Genomic DNA, 24879 nt, shown 5'->3' on the forward strand with positions numbered 1-24879 from the left:
CTCGAAGAAAACCCAAGAACCAAGGCGCAAGCGCCTGAAGACCTTTGTGTCAAAAAAAAAGCAGTCGCAAGAAAAGAAGGAAGGCGGTAGATCACCAAGCGATGATCTGCAAAACAAAGAATTGCTCTGAAGACACGTAGGGCGGATTAGACCGAAGGTCGTAATCCGCCATCGATACGCCGTCGATGCCTTTGGCGCGGTGACCGTCGTCGATGTTGCTGAAAAGCTCAGGAAACCCTGCAAAACCGTGCTGCCTGTGTATAACTTACTGGATATCCACAGGATGAGTTGTGAGTAAGCACGAAGTTATCCAAGGGCCGACATTTTATACAGAATTGCTCCGTAAATGTTACAGCGCTTATGCAAGTGCTTATCTTTCGCGTAAACCAATGATTCGTAAACGTATACAGAACTTATCCACAGCTAAATGTCCGTTTACTACTACTACTATTTTTTATATATATCTTTGTAAACTACTAAACCATGAAAAGCGAAAAACACCCCGAAAACCGGAAAAACCGCAGATTCTGACGAAATCTGAGGCCCTCTTCGTGGGCAAAGACCCGTTTACACGGCAAAAAACGCCTTAAAATCGATCGTTTTTAGCTTCGCGCTGTGGAGAACTCGCTGGAAGTCCACAGCCCACCCTCGAAAAACAGGAAAAAGATATGCGTCTAGGCATCATTAGTGCGTTGGCTGAAGAACAGCATGGGCTAATAGAAACCCTTCAGAGCCCCTACAAGCACGTCCATGGCATGAGGGAGTACACGACAGGGAAACTCTGGGAAATCGACGCTGTGTGCGTTCTGTCGCGTATAGGCAAGGTTGCAGCAGCAATGACAGCCGCAATCCTTGTGGAAAAGTTCGGAGTTACCCACATCGTCTTCACCGGCGTCGCCGGAAGCGGGGATAAAAACGTCAAGGTGGGCGATATCGTCGTCGCGGAAGCGCTGGTTCAGCATGATTTCGACGCCAGCCCGCTGTTTCCAAAATTTGAAATACCGCTGACAGAGCTATCGCACTTCGCCACCGACATCGCATTGACGGAAAGATTGGCCATCGCAGCGGCCAAAACCACGCGTGTGCATCGCGGATTGATCGCCAGCGGCGACCAGTTCATCGGAAAACTGGCGCAAATCCAAGCCATCAAAGCGGCGTTGCCTGAATTACTGGCAGTGGAAATGGAAGGCGCAGCTGTCGCGCAAGTGTGTTTCGAGCTTGGCATTCCGTTCGCGGTGATCCGAACGATCTCCGACAACGCCAACGACGACGCCGCCGTCGACTTCATGCATTTCATCAAAACGGTAGCATCGCGCTACGCGTTCGAGGTTATCCACAACTTCTGCAAGCAGTAAAAGCAACTCCGGGGTCAGGTCCACCATTTCTACACGGACTTAGCCGTAGCTGCCTTGGAGCGGCCATTTGGGCCACTTAAACCTCAGCTCGTGTAGAAATGGTGGACCTGACCCCGGATGTATGACCCCGGATGCAAAAAGGGCCGGGTTTGATCCCGGCCCCTGGCATTGACAGCTGGCTTTCTTATGCTTCGAGCGTCATCAGGCTGGCGTTGCCGCCCGCAGCGGTCGTGTTGACGCAGAGAGCGCGCTCAGCAAGCAAACGCCACAGGGGGATAGCCCCGTCCTCGTTGGTGTCGATCAGACTCACCAGGGCGCCGCTACGGGCCGCCAATGGGCTGTAAAGGCTGCCGGCCAGCATCGATTCGACCAGGGCGATCTGGAAATCGCCTTCGAAACCTTTTAAATCGGCAACTGGCTTGATCCGGTCCCTCACCGTCGCCGGCAGATCGGCTGGCACCAGCTTGGCCGTGTCGCCGGCGAGTAAGGCGATATTTCCCGTGGCGAGGACTGCGGCCAGCTGGTTCAGCAGGCCGTCCTGGGTGCCTGCGGCGCACACCACCGCGCCACGCGGCACCAGCGCCAGCGTGTTGCGCTCGCCGGTCGGACCTGGCAAGGCGGTCAGGCTGCCCAGCATGGTCGTGCGGCTGTACTGATCGGCCAGCTTGGCGATGCCGTCGCGGCCGTGCTTTTGCGCCCAGGCGGTCAGAGCGTCAAGTGCCGGGGTCGCCTGGCGGTCGTGGCGGTGCTGCGGCGTGGCCGTTTCGCCGCGCTGCAGGCGTTTCAGGTATAGCGGTCCGCCCGCTTTCGGGCCGGTGCCGGATTTGCCTTCGCCACCGAAGGGCTGCACACCGACAACCGCGCCGACGATGTTGCGGTTCACGTAGATATTGCCCACGTGCGCATTCGAACTGATGTAGTCGATCGTTTCATCGATGCGCGAGTGCACGCCCAGGGTCAGGCCAAAGCCGCTGTCGTTGATTTGCTGGACCAGTTTCGGCAGATCGGCGCGCTTGTAGCGGATCACGTGAAGCACCGGGCCGAAGACTTCTTGCGTCAATTCCGATAGCGAACGGATCTCCAGCACCGTTGGCGGAACAAAAGTGCCGGCGGTAATCACGCTCGATGGCAGATCCAGCGAGAAGTAATTCAACGCTGTGCCCTTGAGCTTGTTGATGTGCGCCAGCAGGTTTTGCTGCGCTTCGGCATCGATGACGGGGCCGATATCGGTGACCAGGCGGTCCGGGCAGCCAACTTTCAGCTCCAGCATCGCGCCTTTGAGCATTTTGATGGTCTTGTCGGCGATATCTTCCTGCAGGAACAGTACGCGCAGCGCCGAGCAACGCTGGCCGGCGCTGTCGAAGGCGGACGAAATCGCATCCTGCACTACTTGTTCCGGCAACGCCGACGAGTCGACGATCATCGCGTTCTGACCACCGGTCTCGGCGATCAGCGGAATCTCGATGTTTTCGGCGGCCGCACGTTTGGCCAGGGTGCGGTTGATCAGCTGGGCAACTTCCGTCGAGCCGGTGAAAATCACGCCTTTGACACGCGGATCGGCGGTCAGTGCGGCGCCGACCACTTCGCCGCGGCCCGGGAGGAATTGCAGCGCGGCGCGCGGAATGCCCGCTTCGTGCAACAACTCGACCGCGCGGTGCGCGATCAGCGGCGTTTGCTCGGCCGGTTTGGCCAGTACCACGTTGCCGGCCGCCAGCGAGGCGGCGACCTGGCCGGTGAAAATGGCCAGCGGGAAGTTCCACGGGCTGATGCAGGTAACCGGGCCCAGCGCCAGAGTGTTGGTCGAACCTGCGACCTCGGCCGCGTAATAACGCAGGAAATCGACCGCTTCGCGCAGTTCTGCGATGGCGTTCGGCAGCGATTTACCGGCTTCGCGGATGGCCAGGGTCATCAGCTCCATGGCATTCGCTTCGAACAGGTCGGCGGCGCGGTTCAGCGCTGCGGCGCGTTGCGAAGGTTCGGTGGTCTGCCAGTCCATGGCGAAATTGCTGGCGCTGATCAGCGCGCTGTCGACGTCGGTGGTGGTCGCTTCGACCAGCTTGCCGACAACATCGCTGTGCTGAGCCGGGTTGCTGACATCCTGCACCGGTTGGCCGACGCTGACGCCGCCCGCCAGCAGCGGCGATGCGTACCAGGTGCGTGGCTCTGCCAAGGCTGCTGAAATATTGCGCAACACGTCCTCGTTGGCCAGGTCGAAGCCGGCCGAGTTCTTGCGTTCCGCGCCAAACATGGCTTGCGGCAGCGGAATACCGGCGTGCGGTTGACCGCCCTGCTCGCGCGCCATGGCGATCGGGTCCTTGATCAGCGATTCGATAGGAATCGCCTCGTCGACGATCTGGTTGACGAACGAGGAGTTGGCGCCGTTCTCCAGCAGGCGGCGCACCAGGTAAGCCAGCAAGGTTTCATGGGTGCCGACCGGCGCGTAAATGCGGCACGGCTTGTCCAGGTTGTCCTTGCCGACGACCTGGTCGTACAGCGATTCGCCCATGCCGTGCAGGCACTGGAATTCGTAGTCGGTCACGCCGTCGCGCTTGGCCCAGGTGTAGATGGTCGACAAGGTTTGCGCGTTGTGCGTGGCGAACTGTGGATAGATCACGTCGGTCGCGGCCAGCAGCTTTTGTGCGCACACCAGATAGGAAACGTCCGTGTAGACCTTGCGCGTGTAGACCGGGTAGCCGCTCATGCCGTCCACCTGGGCGCGCTTGATCTCGGCATCCCAATACGCGCCCTTGACCAGGCGAACCATGAATTTGCGGCCGCTGCGCTTGGCCAGGTCGATCAGGAAATCGATCGCGAACGGGCAGCGCTTCTGATACGCCTGCACGACGAAGCCGATGCCTTCGAATCCGGCCAGTTCCGGGTCGTAAGCCAGCGCCTCCATCAGGTCCAGCGACAACTCCAGGCGATCGGCCTCTTCCGCATCGATGTTCAGGCCGATGTTGTAGTGCTTGGCCAGCAGCACCAGTTGACGCATACGCGGCAGCAATTCCTCCATCACGCGGGCGCGCTGCCCTCGGCTGTAACGCGGGTGCAGCGCCGACAGTTTGACCGAAATGCCGGGACCGTTTTTGATGCCGCGGCCGTTCGAAGCCTTGCCGATCGCGTGGATCGCCGTCTCGTACGAGGCGTAGTAGTTCTTGGCGTCGGCCTCGGTCAGCGCCGCCTCGCCCAGCATGTCATAGGAATAACGATAACCGCGCGCTTCGTTGCCTTGGCCGTTCTTGATGGCCTCGTCGATGGTCTGGCCGGTGACGAATTGATTGCCCAGCATGCGCATCGCCAGATCGACGCCTTTGCGGATCAGCGGCTCGCCGCCCTTGGAAATGAGCTTGGTCAGCGCCGAACCGAGGCCGGTTTCGCTGTTGGTGCTGACGAGTTTGCCGGTGATCAGCAGGCCCCACGTGGCAGCGTTGACGAACAGCGAGGGCGACTCGCCCAGGTGCTTGCGCCAGTCGCCTTTGCTGATTTTGTCGGCGATCAGGCGGTCGGCGGTGGCATTGTCGGGAATACGCAACAGTGCTTCGGCCAGGCACATCAGCGCCACGCCTTCTTCCGACGACAGCGAAAACTCGTGCATCAGCGCATCGACACCGGAGGCGCGGGTGCGCTGTTCGCGCACCGAGCTGACCAGTTTATGCGCCAGTTGCTGGGCTTTTTGCAGACTGTCGGCGTCGTTGTTTTTGATCTGATCCAACAACCACTGAACCGCGCTCACTTCGTCGCGCCGGTAGGCCGCCGTCACTGCTGCGCGCAATGGAATCGGGTCGCGCAGGATTTCTGCTTGTAACGCTGCGAAGGGGGTGAAAACGGTCGGATCTGCTGCTTGCATGAATGGCTCTCGGAATAGAAATGTAGGAGCGTCCACTTACAAAAACACGCTCTGCAAGCGGGTAGCTTGAGAGCGTGAATTGAGGTTGAATCGTGGTCTCGAATCGTGAACTGCTGATGATTCGATTGTAAAGTGAATTCTTCTGGATTAATTCTGGTATTACAGGGGGCTAGCAATAGATTGTTTTTAGTGAGACAATTTAACCAAATAATATTTATTTGGGAGTCCCCGGAAATGTTAGACAAGATCAGCAAAAAAATCTTGATGGAGTTGCAGAGCGACGGCCGCATCAGCAACGTGGAGCTGGCGGCGCGGGTGAACCTGTCGCCGGCCGCTTGCCTGGAGCGCGTGCGCAAGTTGCACGAGTCCGGCTACATCATGGGCTACACCGCGCAACTGAATCCCCAGCTGCTCGACGTTTCCCTGCTCGTCTTCATCGAAGTCGTGCTCGATCGCACGACGCCCGAAGTCTTCGACGCCTTCAAACACAGCGTCCAGGTCATTCCGGAAGTGCTGGAATGCCACATGGTCGCCGGCGGTTTCGACTACCTGGTCAAGGCCCGGGTCAAGGACATGGCCGCCTACCGCGAATTCCTGGGTAAAACCCTGCTCCAAAAAGGTGTGCGTGAAACACACACTTATGCCGTGATGGAAGAAGTCAAGAATACCACCAAGTTACCTATAAAGTAGTATGTAGGAAATAAAATTACCTGCTACGCGCCAAAGCGCCGGGGTCAACGGGGGACAAATGAAGCTTTTGCAGCAGAAGTTGGTGCAACGTGGATTATGGTTGTTGGGGGCTACGGCGGGCGGAACGTGCCTGGCGTACTTGTTTGATCTGGCGGCCGGCGACAAGGCCTCGTTGATGTATACGGCCGCGCCGGCGGCGTTGGCCGGCGCGCTGATCTCCTGGTGGGCGGCGCGCCAGGGCAATGACGAGGGCGGCGTGCGCCACTTCGCCCAGACCGTGGGCGCCGAAATCGATGCCATCATGATCGGCGCGGCGGAAACGTCGTACTTCGTCGATTCCGTTAAAAAGAAAATCGAGCTCGACGTCGGCACCGCCGGCGGCATAGTCCACAGTTCGGCGCAAAACGCCGCGACCACCGAGCGCATCGCGGCCAATGCCGAGCGCGCCGCCAAGATCGCCGCCCAAGTGCGTGGCGAAACGGTTGCCGGTCGCACCGAGGCCGATAACGGCCTGCAACGCATCCGCACCGCGCGCCAGGATGCCCAGACGGCCGCGTCCGTCATGACCAGCCTGCAAACCAATTCCCGCAAAATCTACGGCTTCACCGAAGCCATCAGCGAGATTTCCGCCCGCACCAACCTGCTGGCGCTGAATGCCGCCATCGAGGCGGCGCGCGCCGGCGAACAAGGTCGTGGCTTCGCCGTCGTCGCCAGCGAGGTGCGCCAGTTGGCCTTGCGCACCAAGGAAGCGACCGATGAGATCAGCACCATGGTGCGCGAGATCAATCAGCAGGCGGAACAGGCCGCCACCGGCATGACGTCGCTCGCGGTGCAGGTCAGCGAAGCGGCCGGCAATGTGGAGAAGGTGCACGGTTTGCTGGGTAATATCGAGCGTTCCTCCGGCGTGTCGGAAGACGAGATCGGCCAGATCGCTCGGGCCTCGCGCGAGCATGTCGCCACCACCGAGGAAATCGCCGCCGCGATCGCCAGCATCCGCGACAGCTTGTTATCCACGGAGAAGGAATTGCCGCGCGCCGCCAGTTCGGCGATGGCGTTGGCCGAGCGGGCCGAGGTGATCACCGGCGCGCTGGGCGAGTCGTCGATCGCCACGTCGCACGACGCGATCCGGCATGCCGCGCAGCAGGCGGCGCTGGAAGTGGGCCGGATTTTCGAGGCGGCGCTGTCGTCGGGCAAGATCACACGCGATGCTTTGTTCGACCGGACTTATAGCCCGATTCCGAATACCGATCCGCCCAAGCACAAGACGAGATTCGATGATTTTACGGATCGCGTGCTGCCTTCATTGCAGGAGGCGCTGTTGGTGGCCATGCCGCAGCTGGCTTACGCCGGTGCTGTGGATAACAACGGCTATTTCCCCACCCATAACAAAAAGTTTTCGCAGCCGTTGACGGGGAATTACGACATCGACATTGTCAATAACCGCACCAAGCGGATTTTCAGCGATCGCACGGGCAAGCGTTGCGGCTCGAATACCAAGCCGTTCCTGTTGCAGACGTATAAGCGCGATACGGGCGAAGTGATGCACGACCTGTCGGCGCCGATTTATGTCAACGGCAAGCATTGGGGTGGTTTCCGCATCGGTTACCGCTCGAGCACCAAGCATTAGCGACGTTTATTGGGCTGTTGCGCGCGCGTAATCCCGTGGCGAACAGCCCATCACGCGCTTGAAGGCCGTGCTGAAGGCGCTTTCCGATTCGTAGCCCAGCGACGGCGCGATCACCGAAATCGGCGCGCTCGAATTGAGCAACTTGTCTCCGGCCAGCAGCATGCGCCAGCGCGTCAGATAGTCCATCGCCGACGCCCCCACCATCGTCTTGAACTTGAGCGCGAACGCCGAGCGCGACATCCCCGCGCGGCGCGCCAACGCTTCCAATGTCCAGCGATGCGCCGGCTCCGCATGCATGGCGCTGAGCGCCAACCCCATCTGACGATCGGCCAGCGCGAACAGCCAGCCCACGCCCGGGTCCGCGCCCTTGTCTTTGGCGCTCTCCTCCATGTGCAACCGCAGCGCCAATATCAGCATCATGTGCGCCAGGTGCTCGGCCATCAGCGAGCTGCCGGGCCGCTGTTCATGCAGCTCCTGGATCATGCGTTTGACCGACCACAGCAGCGCCGCCTGGTCCGTCTCCTGCCGCAGGTGCACGATCGGCGGCAGCATGGCCAGCAGGATCTCGCCGTGGCTGTGGCCGAGGAAAAAGCGGCTGCCGACCATCAGGCAAGCACCGCCGCCGTTATGCACGATGACGCCGGCGACGCGCGGGGCCGCGAATACTTCGGCCGAGTCGGCCGCCGGCAGCGACAGGTCGCTGCCCATCACAAATGGCCGCCCGCCCGGCAGCAGGAAACAATCGCCGGCCTTCAACAACGTCGGTTCGCTGACGCCCTCGACCGCCAGCCAGCATTGTCCGGAGACGATCGAATAGCATTTGATGCCGATGTTGGGCGGATAGCGGACCGCCCAGTCGCCGCCAGCGTCGAAGCCGGCCGATACATAGCTGCGCGGCTTGAGGAGCGCCAGGACATCGGAGAGTGGATCCATGAGTTTTGGACGAACGCGAAGATAATGCAGACTTTATAGCATGGATCGGATGACATTCCGCTTTTATCATTGGCTTTTTAATCAGCCAAGGAAATGACCATGCGTGTATTTGTGACGGGAGCGACAGGTTTTGTCGGCTCCGCAGTTGTAGAGGATTTGATGCAAGCCGGCCATCAGGTGCTGGGACTGGCTCGCAGCGACGAGGCCGCCGCGACGTTGACGGGGCTGGGCGCCGAGGTCCAGCGCGGCAGCCTGTTGGATATCGACAGCCTGGTGACGGCCGCGAAGGCTTGCGATGGCGTGATCCACACCGCCTTCATCCATGACTTCTCGAACATGCCCGAATCGGCCAAAACCGATCTGGCGGCGATCGAGGCGATGGGGGCGGCATTGGCGGGTTCGGGCAAGCCGTTCGTGGTGACGTCGGCCATTGGGATATTGCAGCCCGGCCGGATTGCCGTGGAAAGCGATGCGCCGATGGCCGCTTCGGCCGGGTCGTATCGTATCCCGTCGGAACTGGCCGCGCTGGCGCTGGGCGGACAAGGCGTGCGCGCGTCGGTGGTGCGGCTGCCGCCGTCGGTGCATGGCGACGGCGACCATGGCTTCGTTCCGGCGCTGATCGGGATCGCGCGCAAGCAGGGAAGTTCGGCGTACATCGATGACGGCATGACTCGCTGGCCGGCGGTGCACCGGCATGACGCGGCGCGGTTGTACAGGCTGGCGCTGGAGAGCGGCGTGGCGGGGGCGGTGTACCACGCGGTGGCGGAGGAAGGCGTGGCGACACGCGAGATCGCCGGGGTGATCGGCCGGCGCTTGAACCTGCCGGTGGTGGGAATGTCGGGCGATCAGGCCGCCGGGCACTTCGGCTTTATAGGGCGCTTCTTCGGCATGGATTGCCCCGCGTCGAGCGAGCAGACGCGGCGGCAGCTGGGCTGGCGGCCAACGCATCCGGGTTTGCTCGAAGATATGGATCGGGAGGCGTACTTCGCCGGGGAATTGAACCCTTAAGCGGTATCTTTCTTTGGGGCGCTGCCGGGCGCGGTGCGCGCCGCCACCTGGTTCATGCCTTCCAGATGCATCCGCAGCCACTTGTGCGCCGGGCTGCGCGCATCGCGTTCGTGCCACAGCATGTCCAGGTGGACCGCCGGCAGCTGGAACGGCAATTCCTTGGCGATCAGCGCGTCCGTCATCCCGGTCGAGGCGATCAAGTGACGCGGCAACACCGTGATCAGATCCGAGTTCGCCACCACCCGCCCTGCCGTGAAGAACTGGTTCACCGTCAGCAGAATCCGCCGCTCGCGCTGTATCTGCGCCAGCGCCTCGTCGACCAGGCCATGCGCGCGGCCCGAGAAACTCACCAGCAGGTGATTGGCCTTGCAATAGTTGTCCAGATTCAGCTCGACCTTGGCCAGCGGATGGTCGCGCCGCATCACGCAAACATAATGTCCGGAATACAGCCGCTCGTGACGGATCGGCGACCCGGTCTCGTACGACAGCTGCGCCGCCACGCCAGGGAAGAAGCCGACCGCCAGGTCGATGTCGCCCCGCAGCAGCATCGGCCGCGGTTCACGGGTGGTCAGCGGCACCATGCGCACGTTCACGCCGGGCGCTTCCACTTCGATCGAACGCATCAGCGACGGCAGCCAGAAGGCTGCGGTGGCGTCGGCCATCGCCATGCGGAAGGTCGCGTGGGCGGCGGAGACGTCGAAGGTTTCCGGCGCCACGGCCGCTTCCAGGCTGGCCAGCGCGCTACGCACGGACGGCCACAGCGATTCGGCGCGCGGCGTCGGCTTGACGCCGTAGGCGGTGCGTATCAGTAATTCGTCGCCCAGGCTCTCGCGCAGACGCTTGATCGCGTTCGAGACGGCGGGCTGGGTCATGGCCAGATGGCCGGCCGCGCGTGTCAGATTTTGTTCTGTCATCACGGCGTCGAAGACGCGTAACAAATTCAAGTCCAGCGTCAAAAAGCTCATGTTGGCTCAGGTAGTATGAAAATAGGATAAGACAGTATCGAGAAATATGGATTTCTCGTCAAGGATAAGCTTCCCCATTCACCAAACGAATAATTGTTATCGTGGAAGTAAATTGGATACTTATGTTGCGCTGCACTATAGTTAACTTGATTCTAAATGCACCGGTCTATCATGTCTACCATCATCTCAGTACTCCAAGATCTTTCGTTCCTCACCACGATACAGCTGGCGCTGGCCGCCGTTGTCGCCGTGGGCCTGCTGGTTTTGTTCAAACCGCTGCTGCGCGGCTGCGCGCGCGCCGCCGTGCTGATCGTTAAGCCGAAGTTGACCAAGGAAGAACGTCTGCAACGCCGCCAGATGCGCGATGCGATGATGCTCAAGCGCATGCTCAACACCAGCGAATGCGGTGCCAGCCATGCCGCCGAGCTGCGCGCGATGGCCTCGCGCGCCTAAGACTAGAAATTAGAAGCGAAGTTAGCGCTCGCCCAGCAGGGCGGGCTTGAGCGAGCTGTCCACAGGCTTGTCGCCCAGCCAGATACGCAGCACGGCGTTATAGAACGCCACATCCGGCATCAATTCCCCCAGCTTTTTACCGTTCAGATAGCACTGGGTGCCCTCGCCGGGTATCCAGTCGAGCAGCATCTGGTCGCCTTTTTTCAGCGTCTGGATTTGCGCGAACACTTCGCCGAACTTCATCGTCTGCGGCAGGATGCGGGTGCGCTCGACCTTGTCGGTGTTGGAACTCAAGCCTTCCATGAAGGATTTGCCGAAGTCGTCCGAGGTGATGTCGCGCAGCATGATGATGCTGACGCGGCGCGGGCCGGTGGCGCCGAGCACGTCGGAGACCGTGGTTTTCTTTTCGGCCAGATACAAACCGGCCGCATACAGCTTGAAGATGACCTTGGTGCGCAGGCCGGCTCCGTTGAGCTTGAGCTCCTTGCCGGCCACGGTGACGATCTCGTCGAACTTAGCGCCTGCCACCTCGACAGTGGCAAACGCCGGCAGTTGGACGCCGGCGGTCAGCACGGCCACCGCTATCAGACTCTTGATGAGTTGTCGGCGTCGCATGGCGGTCAGGCCTTGGCGGCCTGCAGGTGCTCGTATTTGGCGCGCAGTTGTTCTTCGGTCTCGCGCCAGGCGGGATTGAAGGGGATGCAGCTGACCGGACATACTTGCTGGCATTGCGGCTCATTAAAATGGCCGACGCACTCGGTGCACTTGTCCGGATTGATTTCGTAAATTTCCGCGCCCATGTAGATCGCGTCGTTCGGGCACTCGGGCTCGCACACGTCGCAATTGATACAGTCGTCGGTGATCATTAAGGCCATGACGGAACTCGCTTATTCGGTCTGGGTGGCTGCGATTTTCTTTTGCAGCCAGCGGTCGACCGATGGGAAAACAAACTTGGAGACATCTCCGCCCAGCACGGCGATTTCGCGCACGATGGTGCCGGAGATGAACTGGTACTGGTCGGACGGCGTCAGGAACAAGGTTTCGACGTCTGGCAGCAGGTAGCGGTTCATGCCCGCCATTTGGAACTCATACTCGAAGTCGGACACGGCGCGCAGGCCGCGCACGATGACGCGGGCATCATGCGCGCGCACGAAATCCTTCAACAGACCGGAGAAACTTTCCACTTTCACGTTCGGATAGTGGCCCAGCACTTCGTTGGCGATGGTCAGGCGTTCTTCCAGTGAAAAGAAAGGTTTCTTGTTCTTACTGTCGGCGACGCCGACCACCAGCGTGTCGAACAGACCCGATGCGCGACGCACCAGATCCTCATGACCACGGGTCAGCGGATCGAACGTTCCCGGATAAACGGCTACTACCATTGCGGCTCCCTGCAGTGCACCAATATAGAACGCGCATTATGCCTGAAAAACGATGTTTGCCTTAATATCGGGCAGTTTGCAGGGAACTAGTTGCAACTTAGTTGTTACTAAGCCACTAATGCCTTCAACTTGAGCAAGTGGAAGAATACCATTCCCGCCTTATCGGCGCGGATCACTTCCCATTGCGCCATCCAATCGGGCGTAGCGTCCGCGTCGAATTCCAGCGCCGCGCCGGACTCGGCGTACACCAAGCCGCCCTCTTTCAGGATTCTTGTGCACTGCGGCAGGCAGCGCTCCAAAAACTCTTGCTGATAGGGTGGATCGAGGAAAATCAGGTCGAATTTCTGGCCGCGCGCGGCGGCCGACTGCGCCACCGCCAACGCGTCGCCGCGCATGATCTGCACATTGTCCGCCTTAAGCTTGGTCTTGACTTCGTCGAGCTGTCGCACGACTGGCACGTTGGAGTCGATCATCATGACCGACTTGGCGCCACGGCTGGCGGCCTCGAAGCCGAGCGCGCCGCTGCCGGCGAACAGATCCAGTACTTGCGCATCGGCCCAGTTGGCGTCGCGCTGGTGGTTGATCCAGTTGAACACCGTCTCGCGCACGCGATCCGGCGTCGGCCGCAAGCCCTGCGCGCTCAATACCGGCAGCGGAGTGCGTTTCCACGCCCCGCCGATGATGCGCACCTGATTGCTGTGCTGGGGACCGTGGACCGGGACTTTTGCTGGTTTTGCGGCTTTGCTTGCTGGCTTCTTTGGCATGTGGCTGTGTTCTAAGTCATTGATTCAACAGGGTCCACTATACCATACGGGCTTGCTGGCGCTGGTCAGCGGGCCTCCGCCGCCAGGCTGCGGAAGTCGTCGATCCAGCCCTGCATGCGCTTCTGCGCGTGCGCCTTCTGTTCCGGCGTGGCGATCTTCACCACCGTCAAAATCAGCTGCAAACTGCCCTGCTCGGACGCCTCGAAGAACTGTTTGTGCTCGGAATTCTCCAGACGGTTGAAGGAATCCTTGATCAGCGTATTGATCAGCGGAATGGTCGCCTCCTTGCTCAACTTCTCCTGCTTCACTTTGCGCACCAGGCTCAGGATGGCGTTTTGACGGCGCTTACGCTCGTTGAGCCAGATTTCGTTGTCCAGCGGACGGGCATCGGAAGCCTTGCGGATCTCTTCTTCCTGCGTCTTCGAGAACTTGCCGAACCACAGTTCGAACTGTTCCATCGATTTCTTGTAGCGGAATTTTTGCTGGTCTTCCTTGCTGCCCTTCATGTTCTTCTTGCGGAAATCGTCGAGGTTGGAGGCGAACTTCTTCTCCAGGTTGTCGATCTGGTCCGGCTCCAGCGACGTCGCCAGGCCGGCCAGCTCCGGCGCCGCCTTCAGCAGCAGTTTCTGCGTGCGGCCCTTGATATCGTCGTAATCGGCTTGCAGGTCGGCTGCCGTCAGGTTGCCGGCCAACTGCTTTTGTCCCGTTTGCAGGATCTGCACGTAGTCGTTCAACTGGGTCTTGCGGTGCCAGCTGAACAGCTTGTCGATCTCCTTCTGCACCACGCCTTTTTGATCGGAGGTCAGATCGACGTAGCCGTCCAGCCACCAGTACAGCAAGGTGTCGCCATTGTTATAGGCCAGGCGCAGCGAACTGCACGCGGCCAGCACGGCCATGAGCGCAATCAGGAAAAGGCGGCTTAGCGTTCGGTTGCCGTTTTGGGACATGTTAGACTTTTGCATTTACTCACTCACTCTATCTGGCTTCTTATGAACGTCGTTATTCTCGCCGCGGGTATGGGCAAACGCATGCAATCCGCGCTGCCGAAGGTTTTGCATCCACTGGCCGGCAAGCCCATGCTTTTGCATGTGCTCGATACCGCGCGCAGCCTGTCTGCCAGCCGATTATGCGTTATTTACGGACATGGGGGCGCTGCCGTGCAGGAACTGCTGGCCAGGCAGCCGGAAAAGGTCGCCACCGCGCTGCAAGAACCGCAGCTGGGCACCGGGCACGCCGTCATGCAGGCGCTGCCGGAGCTCGACGACAGCGTGCCAACCCTGATCCTGTACGGCGACGTGCCGCTGACCACGTCCGCCTCGCTGCAAGCGCTGATCGACGTGGCCGGCAACGACAAGCTGGGCATCCTGACGGTCGAGCAGGACGATCCGTTCGGGCTGGGCCGCATCGTGCGCGAGGGGGGGGCAATGAGCGGCGAGATCGTCCGCATCGTCGAGCAGAAGGACGCCACCGACGCCGAGCGCGCCATCAAGGAAATTAACAGCGGCATCATGGTCGCGCCGACCGTCCACCTGAAGCGCTGGCTGGCCGCGCTCAAGAACAACAACGCCCAGGGCGAGTACTACCTCACCGACATCGTCGCGCAAGCCGTGGCGGACGGCGTGCGGGTAGTCTCGGCGCAACCGTCGGCGCAGTGGGAAGTGGCCGGCGTCAACAGCAAAGTGCAGCTGGCCGAGCTCGAACGCATTCATCAGCGCAACATCGCCCTCAAGCTGCTGGAACAGGGCGTGACGTTGATGGACCCGGCGCGCATCGATGTCCGTGGGGAACTGATCTGTGGCCGCGACGTCACCATCGACGTCGGCTGCGTGTTCGAAGGCAAGGTCGAGCTGGGTGACGGCGTGCGTGTCGGCGCGCACAACGTCATCGTCAACGCCCGCATCCTGGCGGGCGCCCAGATCAAGCCCTTCTGCCATATCGAAGAGGCGGTGGTGGGCGAAGTCTCGATCATCGGCCCATATGCGCGCCTGCGCCCGGGCACCGTGCTGGCCGAGGACGTTCACGTCGGCAACTTCGTCGAAATCAAGAACGGCCAGGTCGCCGCGCACAGCAAGGCCAACCACCTGGCCTACATCGGCGACGCCACTATCGGCTCGCGCGTCAACATCGGCGCCGGCACGATCACCTGCAACTATGACGGGGTGAACAAATCGCGCACGGTCATCGAGGACGATGCCTTCATCGGCAGCGACAGCCAACTGATCGCCCCGGTGACGGTAGGCAAAGGCGCCACCCTCGGCGCCGGCACCACCCTGAGCAAGGATGCGCCGGCCGGCAAGCTGACGATTTCCCGTCCGCGCCAGATCACGATCGACAACTGGAGCCGCCCGGTCAAAAAGCCAAAATGAGGTGTTGTGGATAAACGTGTGGACATCCACTAGAACAAGCCGGGATAACTATCCCGGCTTTTTTATTTGTGGATAAGGATGTGGAGAAGCCTGCTGATAAGCCCTGAAGAAGCCGGGTATAAGCGGGGGAAATCCACTGAACAACTTGACTCGCGTGAGCGCCGACGATCCGCAAAGCCGCACTAAGCCGTGATATTGGCCGTCTTGTGGATAAGCCTGTGGGAAATCATGTGGGTAACGCAGGATAACTTTTAATTGTGGATAAGCCTGGGTATAAGCGCGTGGAAAGCGCCTGAACAAGCTGTGCAAACTACGGGAAAAGCCCAGGAGCTAAAAATAAGATGTGAACAACCTTGTGCAAAACCCTCGTATAACCGTTGGACAACCAGCCCATGATGAACCCCAAACCTCACTTACCTGCCGCATCAACAGTGCGCTTCGCAAATATGTCTTTGAAGACCGGCATGGCAGAAAACACATTCGGCCAGCCCGCGTAGAAGGCCAACTGGGTAAGCATCTCGGAGGCCTGCTTTTCGGTGAGGCCGCTATCCATTGCCCGGTTCAGGTGGTAAGTGATTTGCGCCACCTGGCCAGAAGCGACAAGCGCGCTGACAGTGACCATGCTGCGGTCGCGAGGCGCCAGGCCAGGGCGCAACCAGAGATCACGGAACAAGGCGTTGGTCGTGTACTGAACCACGCCCGGCGCTACCTTGCCGAAATTTTCCTCGACCGATTTGGCGCGCTTGTCGTCCGCCTCCATATCGAGCGGCAACAATTGCCCTTTCGCCGATGGCAACTGTTCGCTGGTGATCTTGCGCTCCGCAAAGACCTGCTTGGCTGCGCTGACGGCCGCCATGGCGTTCGGCCAGCCGGAATAGAAAGCCAGGTGCGTGATAATTTCCGATATCTCTCCAGGCGTGACACCATTGTCGAGCGCCCGGTTCAGGTAAAACGGCAGCTCCAAGGGTTGGTTCCTAGCGATCAACACCGTGAGTGTGACAATGCTGCGGTCTCGTGGCGATAAGTCAGGACGCGCCCAGACCTCGCCGAGTAGCAGGCCTTGGGTATAGCTTTCGAGTGCGGGAGCAAGCATTTGAATCTCCTTTGATGGGGATGAACGACTGTTGGCGGGCTTGGGCGCCTGTGCCGTCGCACCGCCTGGCAAGGCAAGCATCGATATGCCACACAGCGCGACGGTGCCGGCCAGTGCCCATTTCGATGGGGCGCGCTTATTGCCTGTATTGGTCATCGCTGACTTTCTCCATCCATTCGACATTCTTGCCATTGGCGCTCTCCTGAACGGCAATGTGCGTCACTGCCGTCGTTGGCGCGGCGCCATGCCAGTGCTTGACGCCAGGCGGAGTCCAGATGACGTCGCCCGGACGGACTTGCTCTACGACACCGCCCCACTGCTGTATGAGTCCCGCACCTGCAGTGACGATCAGTACCTGTCCCATCGGGTGGCTATGCCAGGCCGAGCGTGCACCCGGCTCAAACGTCACCGCACCGCCGGACACGGTCGATGGCGCGTGCACGCCAAACAGTGGATCAACACGCACACTTCCCGTGAAGTTCTGCGCCGGTCCTTTGGTCGACGCCTGGCTGCCCGCGCGGGCGATCAGCATTTGGGCTGGATTGGCATTCGCATTGCCGGTCTTGGCTGCCGGCACCTCCTGTGCGTGGAGGCCAGCCATGGCAAACATGCCGATCATGATTGCCGAAAGCCAGCGCCGCATGCCGGGTTTGATCTTCATGTGCTTTCCTTTAACAAGATTGAGTGCGATTCAGTAGCTTCGACAAGCTTGCGGCCAGTACGATTGGAACGGTATCCTCATCCTGCCGATTCATTGCCTGATCCTCTCGATGAGCCAAAATTCCATTTGCATCGATCACATCTCCGTCTATCCTTGCATCGGAAATGGAGACCATAAAGGAGTCATGAAATGACTAGATGGAAAGACAAATCGATGGCGGTACAAAAAACTCGTGGCCGCCCATTGTCGAACCCGATCCGAAAATTCTTCGCGGCAGTAGGCGCCGCTTTTCTTCTCATTGGCGGCAACGTCGCGAACGCGCAAGCTCAGGAAATGATGGTGCGCATCTCGGAAATCGAAGTGGACGAAAAGTACCTGGAACAATACAAGGCAATCCTCAAAGGCGAAGCGGAAGCCTCGGTGAGACTGGAGCCTGGCGTGATTGCGATTTTCCCGATGTATCAACGAGATAAGGATACCGAGTTCAGGATCCTTGAGATGTACGCGAGTCGCGAGGCATATGAAGCGCACCTCAAGACTCCGCATTTTCAAAAATACAAATCCGGGACGCTCCACATGGTCAAATCGCTGAAGTTAGTTGATATGCAATCCTTGGACGCAGCCACCATGCCGGGAATATTCAGGAAGTTGACCATTAATCGATAATTTTCCGGAAGCTACAGTGCCGTCCGCTGAGCCGTCCGCTATCGACTGCGGACGCAGAACCGTTCAAACCGCAATCCGCGTCTCAAACTTACTCCGGAACGTAGAAAAGTAAGCCTTCACGTTCCTGACGTTGGTCTGCGTCGCGAACAACCGATGCGCCAGCGCATGATATGCGGGCATATCGGCCACCTGCACGATCAGCACGAAATCCGGACCCGGCGCTACCCGATAACACTGCAGCACGGCATCCTCACCGGCCACATGCGCCTCGAACTCCGCCATGCGCTCGGCCGCCTGCACATCCAGCGAAATCTCCACGATCGCCGTCAGGCTCGGGCCCACCTTCTCCGGCGCGACAATCGCCACCTGCCGTTGAATGACGCCGGTGTCCGTCAATTGCTTGACCCTGCGCAGACAGGTCGGCGGCGACACATGGACAGCCAGCGCCAGCTCGCTATTGGTTTGTGACGCATCAACCTGCAGCACATTGAGAATGCGACGATCTATCTCATCCATAAAATTTTTCAGCCTAAATGAAATAATATTTCACGATATCGAAGTGATGAAAGATTATTTCAGAAGATGAGTCAATAAGAAAGCATATTTCACTGGGGCTGCTCTACGATGGCCTCCTAACTTAACAGAAGAGGTTTTCTATGTGCGGCATCGTCGGCGCGGTAGCGCAACGCAACATCACCCCGATCCTGATCGAAGGCCTCAAGCGCCTGGAATACCGCGGCTACGACTCCTGCGGCGTCGCCCTGCACGTCGACGGCCAACTGCAACGCTCGCGCAGCACCTCGCGCGTGGCCGACCTAGAAAAGCAAATCGACGAAGCGCACATGAAAGGCTTCACCGGCATCGCCCACACGCGCTGGGCCACGCACGGCGCCCCGGCCTCGCACAACGCCCACCCGCACTTCTCGCCATCGGCCGACCAGGCGCGCATCGCCCTGGTCCACAACGGCATCATTGAAAACCACGACGAACTGCGCGCCGAACTGACCGCGCTCGGCTACGTCTTCCAAAGCCAGACCGACACCGAAGTGATCGCCCACCTGGTCGACCACATGTACAACGGCGACCTGTTCGACACCGTCCAGCACGCCGTCAAACGCCTGCAAGGCGCCTACGCCATTGCCGTGTTCAGCCGGGAAGAGCCGCACCGCGTGGTCGCCGCCCGCCAGGGATCGCCGCTGATCGTCGGCATCGGCCAGGGCGAAAACTTCGTCGCCTCCGACGCCATGGCGCTGGCCGGCACCACCGACCAGATCATCTACCTGGAAGAAGGCGACGTGGTCGACCTGCAACTGGGCCGCACCTGGATCGTCGACGTCAACGGCAAGCCGGTGCAGCGTGAAGTCAAAACCGTGCTGGCGCACACCGGCGCGGCCGAGCTGGGCCCGTACCGCCACTACATGCAGAAGGAAATCTTCGAGCAACCGCGCGTCATCGGCGACACGCTCGAAGGCGTCACCGGCATCATGCCGGAGCTGTTCGGCGACGGCGCCTACAACGTCTTCAAGCAGATCGACCGCGTGCTCATCCTCGCCTGCGGCACCAGTTACTACTCCGGCCTGACGGCCAAATACTGGATCGAATCGGTCGCCAAGATCCCGGTCAACGTCGAAATCGCCAGCGAATACCGCTACCGCGACAGCGTGCCGCATCCCAACACCTTGGTCGTCACCATCTCGCAAAGCGGCGAAACGGCCGACACCCTGGCCGCGCTCAAGCACGCGCGCAGCCTCGGCATGGAGCACACGCTGACCATCTGCAACGTCGCCACCAGCGCCATGGTGCGCGAATGCAAGCTGGCCTACATCACGCGCGCCGGCGTGGAAGTGGGCGTCGCCTCGACCAAGGCGTTCACCACGCAGCTCGCCGCCTTGTTCCTGCTGACGTTGTCGCTGGCGCAAATCAACGGCCGCCTCACGGACGAAGAGGAAACGCATCACCTGAAAGCGATGCGCCACCTGCCGGTCGCGATTTCCGCCGTGCTGGCGCTGGAACCGTTGATCATCGCCTGGGCCGACGATTTCGCGCGCAAGGAAAACGCGTTGTTCCTGGGGCGCGGCATGCACTACCCGATCGCGCTCGAAGGCGCGCTCAAGCTCAAGGAGATTTCGTATATCCACGCCGAGGCGTATCCGGCGGGCGAGTTGAAGCACGGCCCGCTGGCGCTGGTGACCGAGGAAATGCCGGTCGTCACCATCGCACCGAACGACGCGCTGATTGAGAAGTTGAAATCGAACATGCAGGAAGTGCGGGCCCGCGGAGGCCAGCTGTACGTGTTCGCCGACGTCGATTCGCGGATTACATCAGGCGAAGGCATCCACGTGATCCGCTTGCCCGAGCACTATGGTTTGCTGTCGCCGATCCTGCACGTGGTGTCGTTGCAGCTGCTGGCGTATCACTCCGCGCTGGCGCGGGGGACGGATGTGGACAAGCCTAGGAATTTGGCAAAGTCGGTAACGGTGGAGTAGAGGCCGTTCACACCAGCCGATCAGGGCCGCCTGAAGGCGTGCGCACGATTGCTTTTCCGTCATGACGCGGCGTGGCAGTACAATCAAACGCCCGTCTCCTAAAGGCCCGCCATGCATTTTCTTGTCATCGCCGCTGCGTCCTCCCTCGTCGCGGTGCCGCTTGCCCAGGCCCAGCCGGCAGGCAAGGTTTTGCAAGTCAGAATCGGCACTGCATCTCCGCTCTCCGGCCCCAGCGCCCATGCGGGCAAGGACATCGAAAACGGCGCCCGCATGGCGACAGATGAACTCAACACGAAAGGCATCGTGCTCGGCGGCAGAAGGGTGCAATGGGTCTTGCAACCCGAGGACGACGGCGCCGATCCAAAAACCGGCGCAGCGGTCGCGCAAAAACTGGTCGATGCGAAAGTGGTGGCCGTGGTGGGGCACCTGAATTCGGGCACGACAGTGCCGGCATCGAAAATCTACGCCAGCGCCGGCATTCCGCAGATTTCGCCAGCAGCCACGACGCCCGCCTACACCAAACAAGGTTTCAGCACGGCCTTTCGCGTGGTCGCCAACGACAACCTGATCGGACGCACGCTGGCCACTTATTCGACCGGCACGCTTAAAGCAAAGAAGATCGCCGTGATCGATGACCGCACCGCCTTCGGCCAGGGGCTGGCGGACGAATTCGTCAAGGGCCTCAAAAACGCGGGGGCGGGAGGGAGTGTCGTCAGCCGCCAGTTCACCAACGACAAGGCAACCGATTTCAGCGCCATCCTGACCCAGATCCGCGCGCGCGATCCGGACGTGATTTTTTATGGTGGCATGGATGCGGTGGCTGGCCCGATGCTCAAACAAATGAAGGCGCTCGGGCTGCGCGCCAAACTCATTTCGGGCGACGGCGTCTGCTCGGAAAGAATGCCGCAGCTGGCCGGCGACGCGCTGGTCGACGACAAGGTGTACTGCGTGGTGGCCGGCGGCGTCGGCGCTGAGCAGGAAGCGGGCCTGAATGCGTTCGCGCAGCGGTACCAGCAGCGCTACAAGATCCCGGTGCAGACGTATGCGCCCTACGCCTACGATGCGGTGATGGTGTTCGCTAAAGCGATGCAGACATCCAATTCAAGCGATCCAGCGAGATTCCTGCCTGCGTTGGCTGCGGTCAGGCACGATGGCGTTACCGGCAGCATCGCCTTCGATCAGAAGGGCGATTTGCGCGACGCGGCGATGACGATCTATACCTTCCGCAACGGCAAGAAAGCCAAGCTGGCAGTCCTGCGCTGACGCGGAGAGTCCGAACGACGGCCATGCTGACATGGAAGTTGGGTCTTCCAAGAAACCAGGTACTTGGTGATGAACAAAGTGGCCTACCTCTTCGGTGTGAGCATCAGCAACCGGCCGCGCGGACCGTCTTCCAGCACCCACAGCGCGCCATCCGGCCCGGTGCGCACGGCGCGGATTCGTTCACCCATGTCCCAATGTTCCTGCTTGGTCGCGTTCTCGCCGTCGAGGGCGATGCGGTCCAGCGACTTGCCCGACAGACCGGTGATGAAGAGGGAATTTTTCCACTTCGGGAACAGGTCGGCATCGTAGTAGGCGAGGCCGCCCGGTGAAATGGCAGGATTCCAGGACACTTTCGGGGCCTCGAAGCCGTCGCCAGGCGCGTGGTCGGGGATGTCCCGGCCGTCATAGTGGTTGCCATTGGATGCCTTCGGCCAGCCATAGTTGAGCCCTGGCTTGATCAGGTTGATCTCGTCGCCATGGCGCGGCCCCATCTCCATTTCCCACAGGCGTCCCTGCCGGTCGAAGGCGATGCCCAGCAGGTTGCGGTGGCCGTACGACCAGACGGCGGCATGGAAGCCCTTGGCCGCGAGCGGGTTGCCGGCGGCCGGCGTGCCGTCGAGGTTCAGGCGCAGCACCTTGCCGAGCGTCGACTTGGGATCCTGCGCCGGATCGAAAAGCTGGCGGTCGCCACTGGTGAAGAAGAGATATTTGCCATCCGGCGAAAAACCGATACGGCCCGAATAGTGCCCGCCAGTCGAGGCATCCTGGCTGCGGAAAATGGCCTTTGTTTCCTTGAGCGTGCCACCTGCCTGATCCAGCGTCGCGGTTGCCAGCACGACCCGGCTGCCACCACCGGGCGCCGCCTCGGAGTAGCTGAAGTAGAGCAGCTTGCTGGCCGCAAAATCGGGAGCGGGCACGACGTCCATGAGCGCGCCCTGGTCCCTGCTGCTGACGGCGGGTGTGCCGGACACTGTCCGCTTGGTTCCGGTTGCGGGATCGAACAGGATCATCGTCCCCTCCTTTTCCGTCACCAGCATGTTGCCATCGGGCAGAAATGCCAGGGCCCATGGGCTCTTGAATGTGCCGACCGGCTTGACCTCGAAAGGCAGGCCGCCGGCCGCGGATGCACCGGCCCGCGCGTTCGCGGCTGCCGGGGCGGCGAGCGCGAGCAGGGTGAGCGAGAAAGTGGTGGCAAGGCCGAGCATGCTCATATTCATGTTTTCCAAATCTCCATTCGCGGGTTGTTAGGCCGAAAAGTATGCCGATTCGCGCCGGTTTGGTTGGGAGTGTAGAGCAAAACTCCCATTGCAGACGCTCCGCTAGTCGCGGCCTGTCAGCGGCTGCTGCGGCCTCGACGCCACGATAGAAAAGATCGCAGAGATCGACAGGCTGGCTGCGACGCACAGCATTGCGGCGGCTAGCGCCTTCGCCATCGAGACTGCGTCGGGCGATGCCCCTGCCACGGTGAAGAAGATGCCCCCCATGACCGCAACGCCAAGCGCGGCGCTGATCTGCAAGGCTGAGTTGGTGATGCCGGCGATCATCCCGGAGCCGGTTACCGGTGCCCGATTGATGATGGCGCGCACGAGTGTCGGCAGCGCCCATCCCTGACCGAAGCCCAATAGCCCCACTGCAATGACCAGCGGAATGTGCGCTGGCATCCGGCCAGGCGCGGATGCCACAATCACGGTCAGGATCACGCAACCGGCGACTTCGAGCATCATGCCGATGGCGGGAACGAACCTTCCGAAAACGCGTATGGCCAGCGGCGTCGTCAGCGGGCCGATGAAGGCGCCTATGCCGAAGGGCAGGAAGACCAACCCCGTTTCCAGGGGACTCAGCCCGACTACCGATTGCAGATAAACGGAGAAGACCAGGAAAAAGGCCGAGACGACATAGAAGAAGAGCACACCTGTGAGGCCACTCATCAGCCCAGGCAGTTTGACCAGCTCAACACTGATGAGCGGAACGCCGCCTCGAGCGGCATAGGCCTTTTCGTACTTCCAGAAGCAAACGCCAGCGAAAGGAAAAGCGGTGAGCATCGCGCAGGCCCACCAAGGCCAACCCAACTCCCGTCCCTCGACCAGCGGAACAATCAACAAGGCGAGCGTGAGAGCACACAGCAACATTCCGGTTTTGTCGAGCGGCGCGGGATGATCGCCGCGTACGTCAGGCAGCAGTGGGAAGCCGAAAATGAGGACGGCCGCGACCACCGGCAGGTTAATCAGAAAAATGATGCGCCATTCCAGGTGAAAGAAGTCTGCGGAAATCAACGCCCCACCGAGGGCTTGCGCGGCCACCGCTGCCAGTCCGACAGCGGCACCGTACAGGCCCAGCGCGCGTGCACGCTCATGCTCCGGAAACAGCGCGTGGATAGACGCCAGGCCTTGTGGCGCCATGGCGGCCGCACTCAAGCCTTGAAGAATGCGACCGACGATCAGCAAGGCCGGTGAAGTGGCCAGACCGCACAATACCGAAGTCAGTCCGAAGCCGCTGATGCCAATCAGGAAGATTTTGCGCCGACCGTACAGGTCACCGAGCCGGCCACCGGTAATGAGGAAGACCGCATAGGCCGAGGCATATCCGGAAATAACAAGTTGTAGTTCCGCAGCGCTGGCATGAAGCGAGCTCTGGATGGACGGCAGGGCGACATTCACGATGAAAAAATCCAGCGGGGGCAAAAATGCCCCCACCAGTAACACCGCAAATGCCGACCAGCGGCGCGTGGCGGATGTCGTCGTTTGCATGATTTCAGTGGAAAATGTCTGGGTCACGCCGGAAGGCCGAAGCGCTCCGTGCCTGCGACCGGTGCCCAATTTTTCAGCGGCGTTGCATAGTGCATTGTGAACTTGCGCTCGACGAATGCCCAGCGACCGTCCCGCCGATCATAGATATCCTTGTACTGGCCACTTACCTGCAACGGGCCTTGGTCGACGTCGTAGAAAATGCAGTCCGCCGCTACCAGCCCATGAGCGCTATCGCCTTCCACGGTGATCAGCGCGTTGGCCATCCAGTGGTGCATGTGGGGCATGCGTTTCATGTTGACTTCGGCCTGGGCCAGGATCGCCTCCAGGCCCTCGGAGTTGCCGTTCTGTCCAAGCAACAGACGCGAGTCGGGATGCCAGAGGGTGGCAAGCAGGGCCATGTTCATTGTGTCGAACGCTTCCGCGTAATTGGCGATGAGTGCATCGATGGCGAAACGGCTTTCGATGGCGTCCAGGCGTGCTTCAAGTTCTTTTGACATCGGAAATCTCCTGATGGGATGAGCATTTGAAAATGCCGACCCTGCACGGGCCAGCTCGAACAGGCGCCATGATGCTGCA

General features: G+C 60.5%; 23 protein-coding genes. 9 read left to right on the plus strand and 14 right to left on the minus strand.

What is annotated here, in order from left to right:
• Positions 1-668: 668 nt before the first annotated feature.
• On the plus strand, positions 669-1355 hold the full coding sequence (locus tag AC0IYS_RS00495) for a 5'-methylthioadenosine/adenosylhomocysteine nucleosidase (RefSeq protein ID WP_471703348.1): 687 nt from the start codon (positions 669-671) through the stop codon (positions 1353-1355).
• A 184-nt stretch (positions 1356-1539) separates the two neighbouring features.
• On the opposite strand, the gene putA is transcribed toward AC0IYS_RS00495, so the two are convergent.
• Positions 1540-5202 (minus strand): trifunctional transcriptional regulator/proline dehydrogenase/L-glutamate gamma-semialdehyde dehydrogenase, encoded by a 3663-nt coding sequence (gene putA, locus AC0IYS_RS00500; RefSeq protein ID WP_471703349.1) that lies wholly within the window; start codon positions 5200-5202, stop codon positions 1540-1542.
• A gap of 234 nt (positions 5203-5436) precedes the next feature.
• Between putA and AC0IYS_RS00505 the strand changes: the two genes are divergently transcribed.
• Both AC0IYS_RS00505 and AC0IYS_RS00510 read left to right on the plus strand, forming a co-directional pair.
• Positions 5437-5892 (plus strand): Lrp/AsnC ligand binding domain-containing protein, encoded by a 456-nt coding sequence (locus AC0IYS_RS00505; RefSeq protein ID WP_008443393.1) that lies wholly within the window; start codon positions 5437-5439, stop codon positions 5890-5892.
• A 58-nt stretch (positions 5893-5950) separates the two neighbouring features.
• Positions 5951-7519 carry a methyl-accepting chemotaxis protein gene (locus AC0IYS_RS00510; protein WP_471703350.1) on the plus strand — a complete coding sequence of 523 codons (1569 nt, stop codon included), beginning with the start codon at positions 5951-5953 and terminating at the stop codon, positions 7517-7519.
• 6 nt (positions 7520-7525) lie between these two features.
• Here AC0IYS_RS00510 and AC0IYS_RS00515 read toward each other — a convergent pair whose 3' ends face one another.
• Positions 7526-8452, minus strand: a complete 927-nt coding sequence (locus AC0IYS_RS00515; RefSeq protein ID WP_471703351.1) for an AraC family transcriptional regulator — start codon at positions 8450-8452, stop codon at positions 7526-7528.
• A gap of 99 nt (positions 8453-8551) precedes the next feature.
• Here AC0IYS_RS00515 and AC0IYS_RS00520 point away from each other — a divergent pair, with 99 nt between their 5' ends.
• Complete coding sequence (locus AC0IYS_RS00520; RefSeq protein ID WP_471703352.1) at positions 8552-9460, plus strand: SDR family oxidoreductase; 909 nt, start codon at positions 8552-8554, stop codon at positions 9458-9460.
• On the opposite strand, the gene AC0IYS_RS00525 is transcribed toward AC0IYS_RS00520, so the two are convergent.
• Positions 9457-10425, minus strand: a complete 969-nt coding sequence (locus AC0IYS_RS00525) for a LysR family transcriptional regulator (RefSeq protein WP_090324195.1) — start codon at positions 10423-10425, stop codon at positions 9457-9459. The genes AC0IYS_RS00520 and AC0IYS_RS00525 overlap by 4 nt on opposite strands.
• Positions 10426-10596: 171 nt before the next feature.
• Here AC0IYS_RS00525 and AC0IYS_RS00530 point away from each other — a divergent pair, with 171 nt between their 5' ends.
• Positions 10597-10878, plus strand: coding sequence for a hypothetical protein (locus AC0IYS_RS00530; RefSeq protein ID WP_471703353.1), 282 nt, complete (start codon positions 10597-10599; stop codon positions 10876-10878).
• Positions 10879-10899: 21 nt separating this feature from the next.
• Here the strand turns inward: AC0IYS_RS00530 and AC0IYS_RS00535 are convergent, their stop codons facing one another.
• From AC0IYS_RS00535 to AC0IYS_RS00555, 5 genes are all read right to left on the minus strand, one after another.
• Entirely contained in the window at positions 10900-11493 is a 594-nt protein-coding gene (locus tag AC0IYS_RS00535) for a chalcone isomerase family protein (RefSeq protein ID WP_471703354.1), read from the minus strand.
• Positions 11494-11498: 5 nt separating this feature from the next.
• Positions 11499-11753, minus strand: a complete 255-nt coding sequence (locus AC0IYS_RS00540; protein ID WP_090324202.1) for a YfhL family 4Fe-4S dicluster ferredoxin — start codon at positions 11751-11753, stop codon at positions 11499-11501.
• Between the two features lie 12 nt (positions 11754-11765).
• On the minus strand, positions 11766-12257 hold the full coding sequence (gene coaD, locus AC0IYS_RS00545) for a pantetheine-phosphate adenylyltransferase (protein WP_090324204.1): 492 nt from the start codon (positions 12255-12257) through the stop codon (positions 11766-11768).
• 107 nt (positions 12258-12364) lie between these two features.
• Positions 12365-13021: a 16S rRNA (guanine(966)-N(2))-methyltransferase RsmD gene (rsmD, locus tag AC0IYS_RS00550; protein WP_471703355.1), complete on the minus strand. Its 657-nt coding sequence runs from the start codon at positions 13019-13021 to the stop codon at positions 12365-12367.
• A 65-nt stretch (positions 13022-13086) separates the two neighbouring features.
• Entirely contained in the window at positions 13087-13968 is an 882-nt protein-coding gene (locus AC0IYS_RS00555) for a DUF6279 family lipoprotein (protein ID WP_471703356.1), read from the minus strand.
• Positions 13969-14010: 42 nt separating this feature from the next.
• On the opposite strand from AC0IYS_RS00555, the gene glmU reads away from it, so the two are divergent.
• Positions 14011-15387 carry a bifunctional UDP-N-acetylglucosamine diphosphorylase/glucosamine-1-phosphate N-acetyltransferase GlmU gene (gene glmU / locus AC0IYS_RS00560; protein WP_471703357.1) on the plus strand — a complete coding sequence of 459 codons (1377 nt, stop codon included), beginning with the start codon at positions 14011-14013 and terminating at the stop codon, positions 15385-15387.
• A gap of 409 nt (positions 15388-15796) precedes the next feature.
• Here glmU and AC0IYS_RS00565 read toward each other — a convergent pair whose 3' ends face one another.
• Entirely contained in the window at positions 15797-16636 is an 840-nt protein-coding gene (locus AC0IYS_RS00565) for a carboxymuconolactone decarboxylase family protein (protein ID WP_471703358.1), read from the minus strand.
• The gene (locus AC0IYS_RS00570) at positions 16617-17141 is read right to left on the minus strand and encodes a (R)-mandelonitrile lyase (protein WP_471703359.1); all 525 of its coding nucleotides are present in this window, start codon (positions 17139-17141) and stop codon (positions 16617-16619) included. The genes AC0IYS_RS00565 and AC0IYS_RS00570 overlap by 20 nt, the downstream gene beginning before the upstream one ends.
• A gap of 189 nt (positions 17142-17330) precedes the next feature.
• On the opposite strand from AC0IYS_RS00570, the gene AC0IYS_RS00575 reads away from it, so the two are divergent.
• Complete coding sequence (locus tag AC0IYS_RS00575) at positions 17331-17807, plus strand: putative quinol monooxygenase (protein WP_471703360.1); 477 nt, start codon at positions 17331-17333, stop codon at positions 17805-17807.
• Positions 17808-17870: 63 nt separating this feature from the next.
• Here the strand turns inward: AC0IYS_RS00575 and AC0IYS_RS00580 are convergent, their stop codons facing one another.
• The gene (locus AC0IYS_RS00580) at positions 17871-18323 is read right to left on the minus strand and encodes an Lrp/AsnC family transcriptional regulator (protein WP_471703361.1); all 453 of its coding nucleotides are present in this window, start codon (positions 18321-18323) and stop codon (positions 17871-17873) included.
• Between the two features lie 140 nt (positions 18324-18463).
• Between AC0IYS_RS00580 and glmS the strand changes: the two genes are divergently transcribed.
• Together glmS and AC0IYS_RS00590 are read left to right on the plus strand one after the other, a co-directional pair.
• Complete coding sequence (gene glmS, locus AC0IYS_RS00585) at positions 18464-20293, plus strand: glutamine--fructose-6-phosphate transaminase (isomerizing) (RefSeq protein ID WP_471703362.1); 1830 nt, start codon at positions 18464-18466, stop codon at positions 20291-20293.
• A gap of 111 nt (positions 20294-20404) precedes the next feature.
• Entirely contained in the window at positions 20405-21556 is a 1152-nt protein-coding gene (locus AC0IYS_RS00590; protein ID WP_471703363.1) for a branched-chain amino acid ABC transporter substrate-binding protein, read from the plus strand.
• Positions 21557-21639: 83 nt separating this feature from the next.
• On the opposite strand, the gene AC0IYS_RS00595 is transcribed toward AC0IYS_RS00590, so the two are convergent.
• The 3 genes from AC0IYS_RS00595 to AC0IYS_RS00605 all read right to left on the minus strand — a co-directional run bounded on the left by AC0IYS_RS00595 (position 21640) and on the right by AC0IYS_RS00605 (position 24800).
• Positions 21640-22773 carry a PQQ-dependent sugar dehydrogenase gene (locus AC0IYS_RS00595; RefSeq protein ID WP_471703364.1) on the minus strand — a complete coding sequence of 378 codons (1134 nt, stop codon included), beginning with the start codon at positions 22771-22773 and terminating at the stop codon, positions 21640-21642.
• A gap of 102 nt (positions 22774-22875) precedes the next feature.
• Positions 22876-24330, minus strand: a complete 1455-nt coding sequence (locus AC0IYS_RS00600; protein ID WP_471703365.1) for an MFS transporter — start codon at positions 24328-24330, stop codon at positions 22876-22878.
• Positions 24327-24800: a nuclear transport factor 2 family protein gene (locus tag AC0IYS_RS00605; RefSeq protein ID WP_471703366.1), complete on the minus strand. Its 474-nt coding sequence runs from the start codon at positions 24798-24800 to the stop codon at positions 24327-24329. Before AC0IYS_RS00605 ends, AC0IYS_RS00600 begins: the two co-directional genes overlap by 4 nt.
• Positions 24801-24879: the final 79 nt, after the last annotated feature.

The sequence above is a fragment of the Duganella sp. AC237 genome (genome assembly GCF_979254035.1).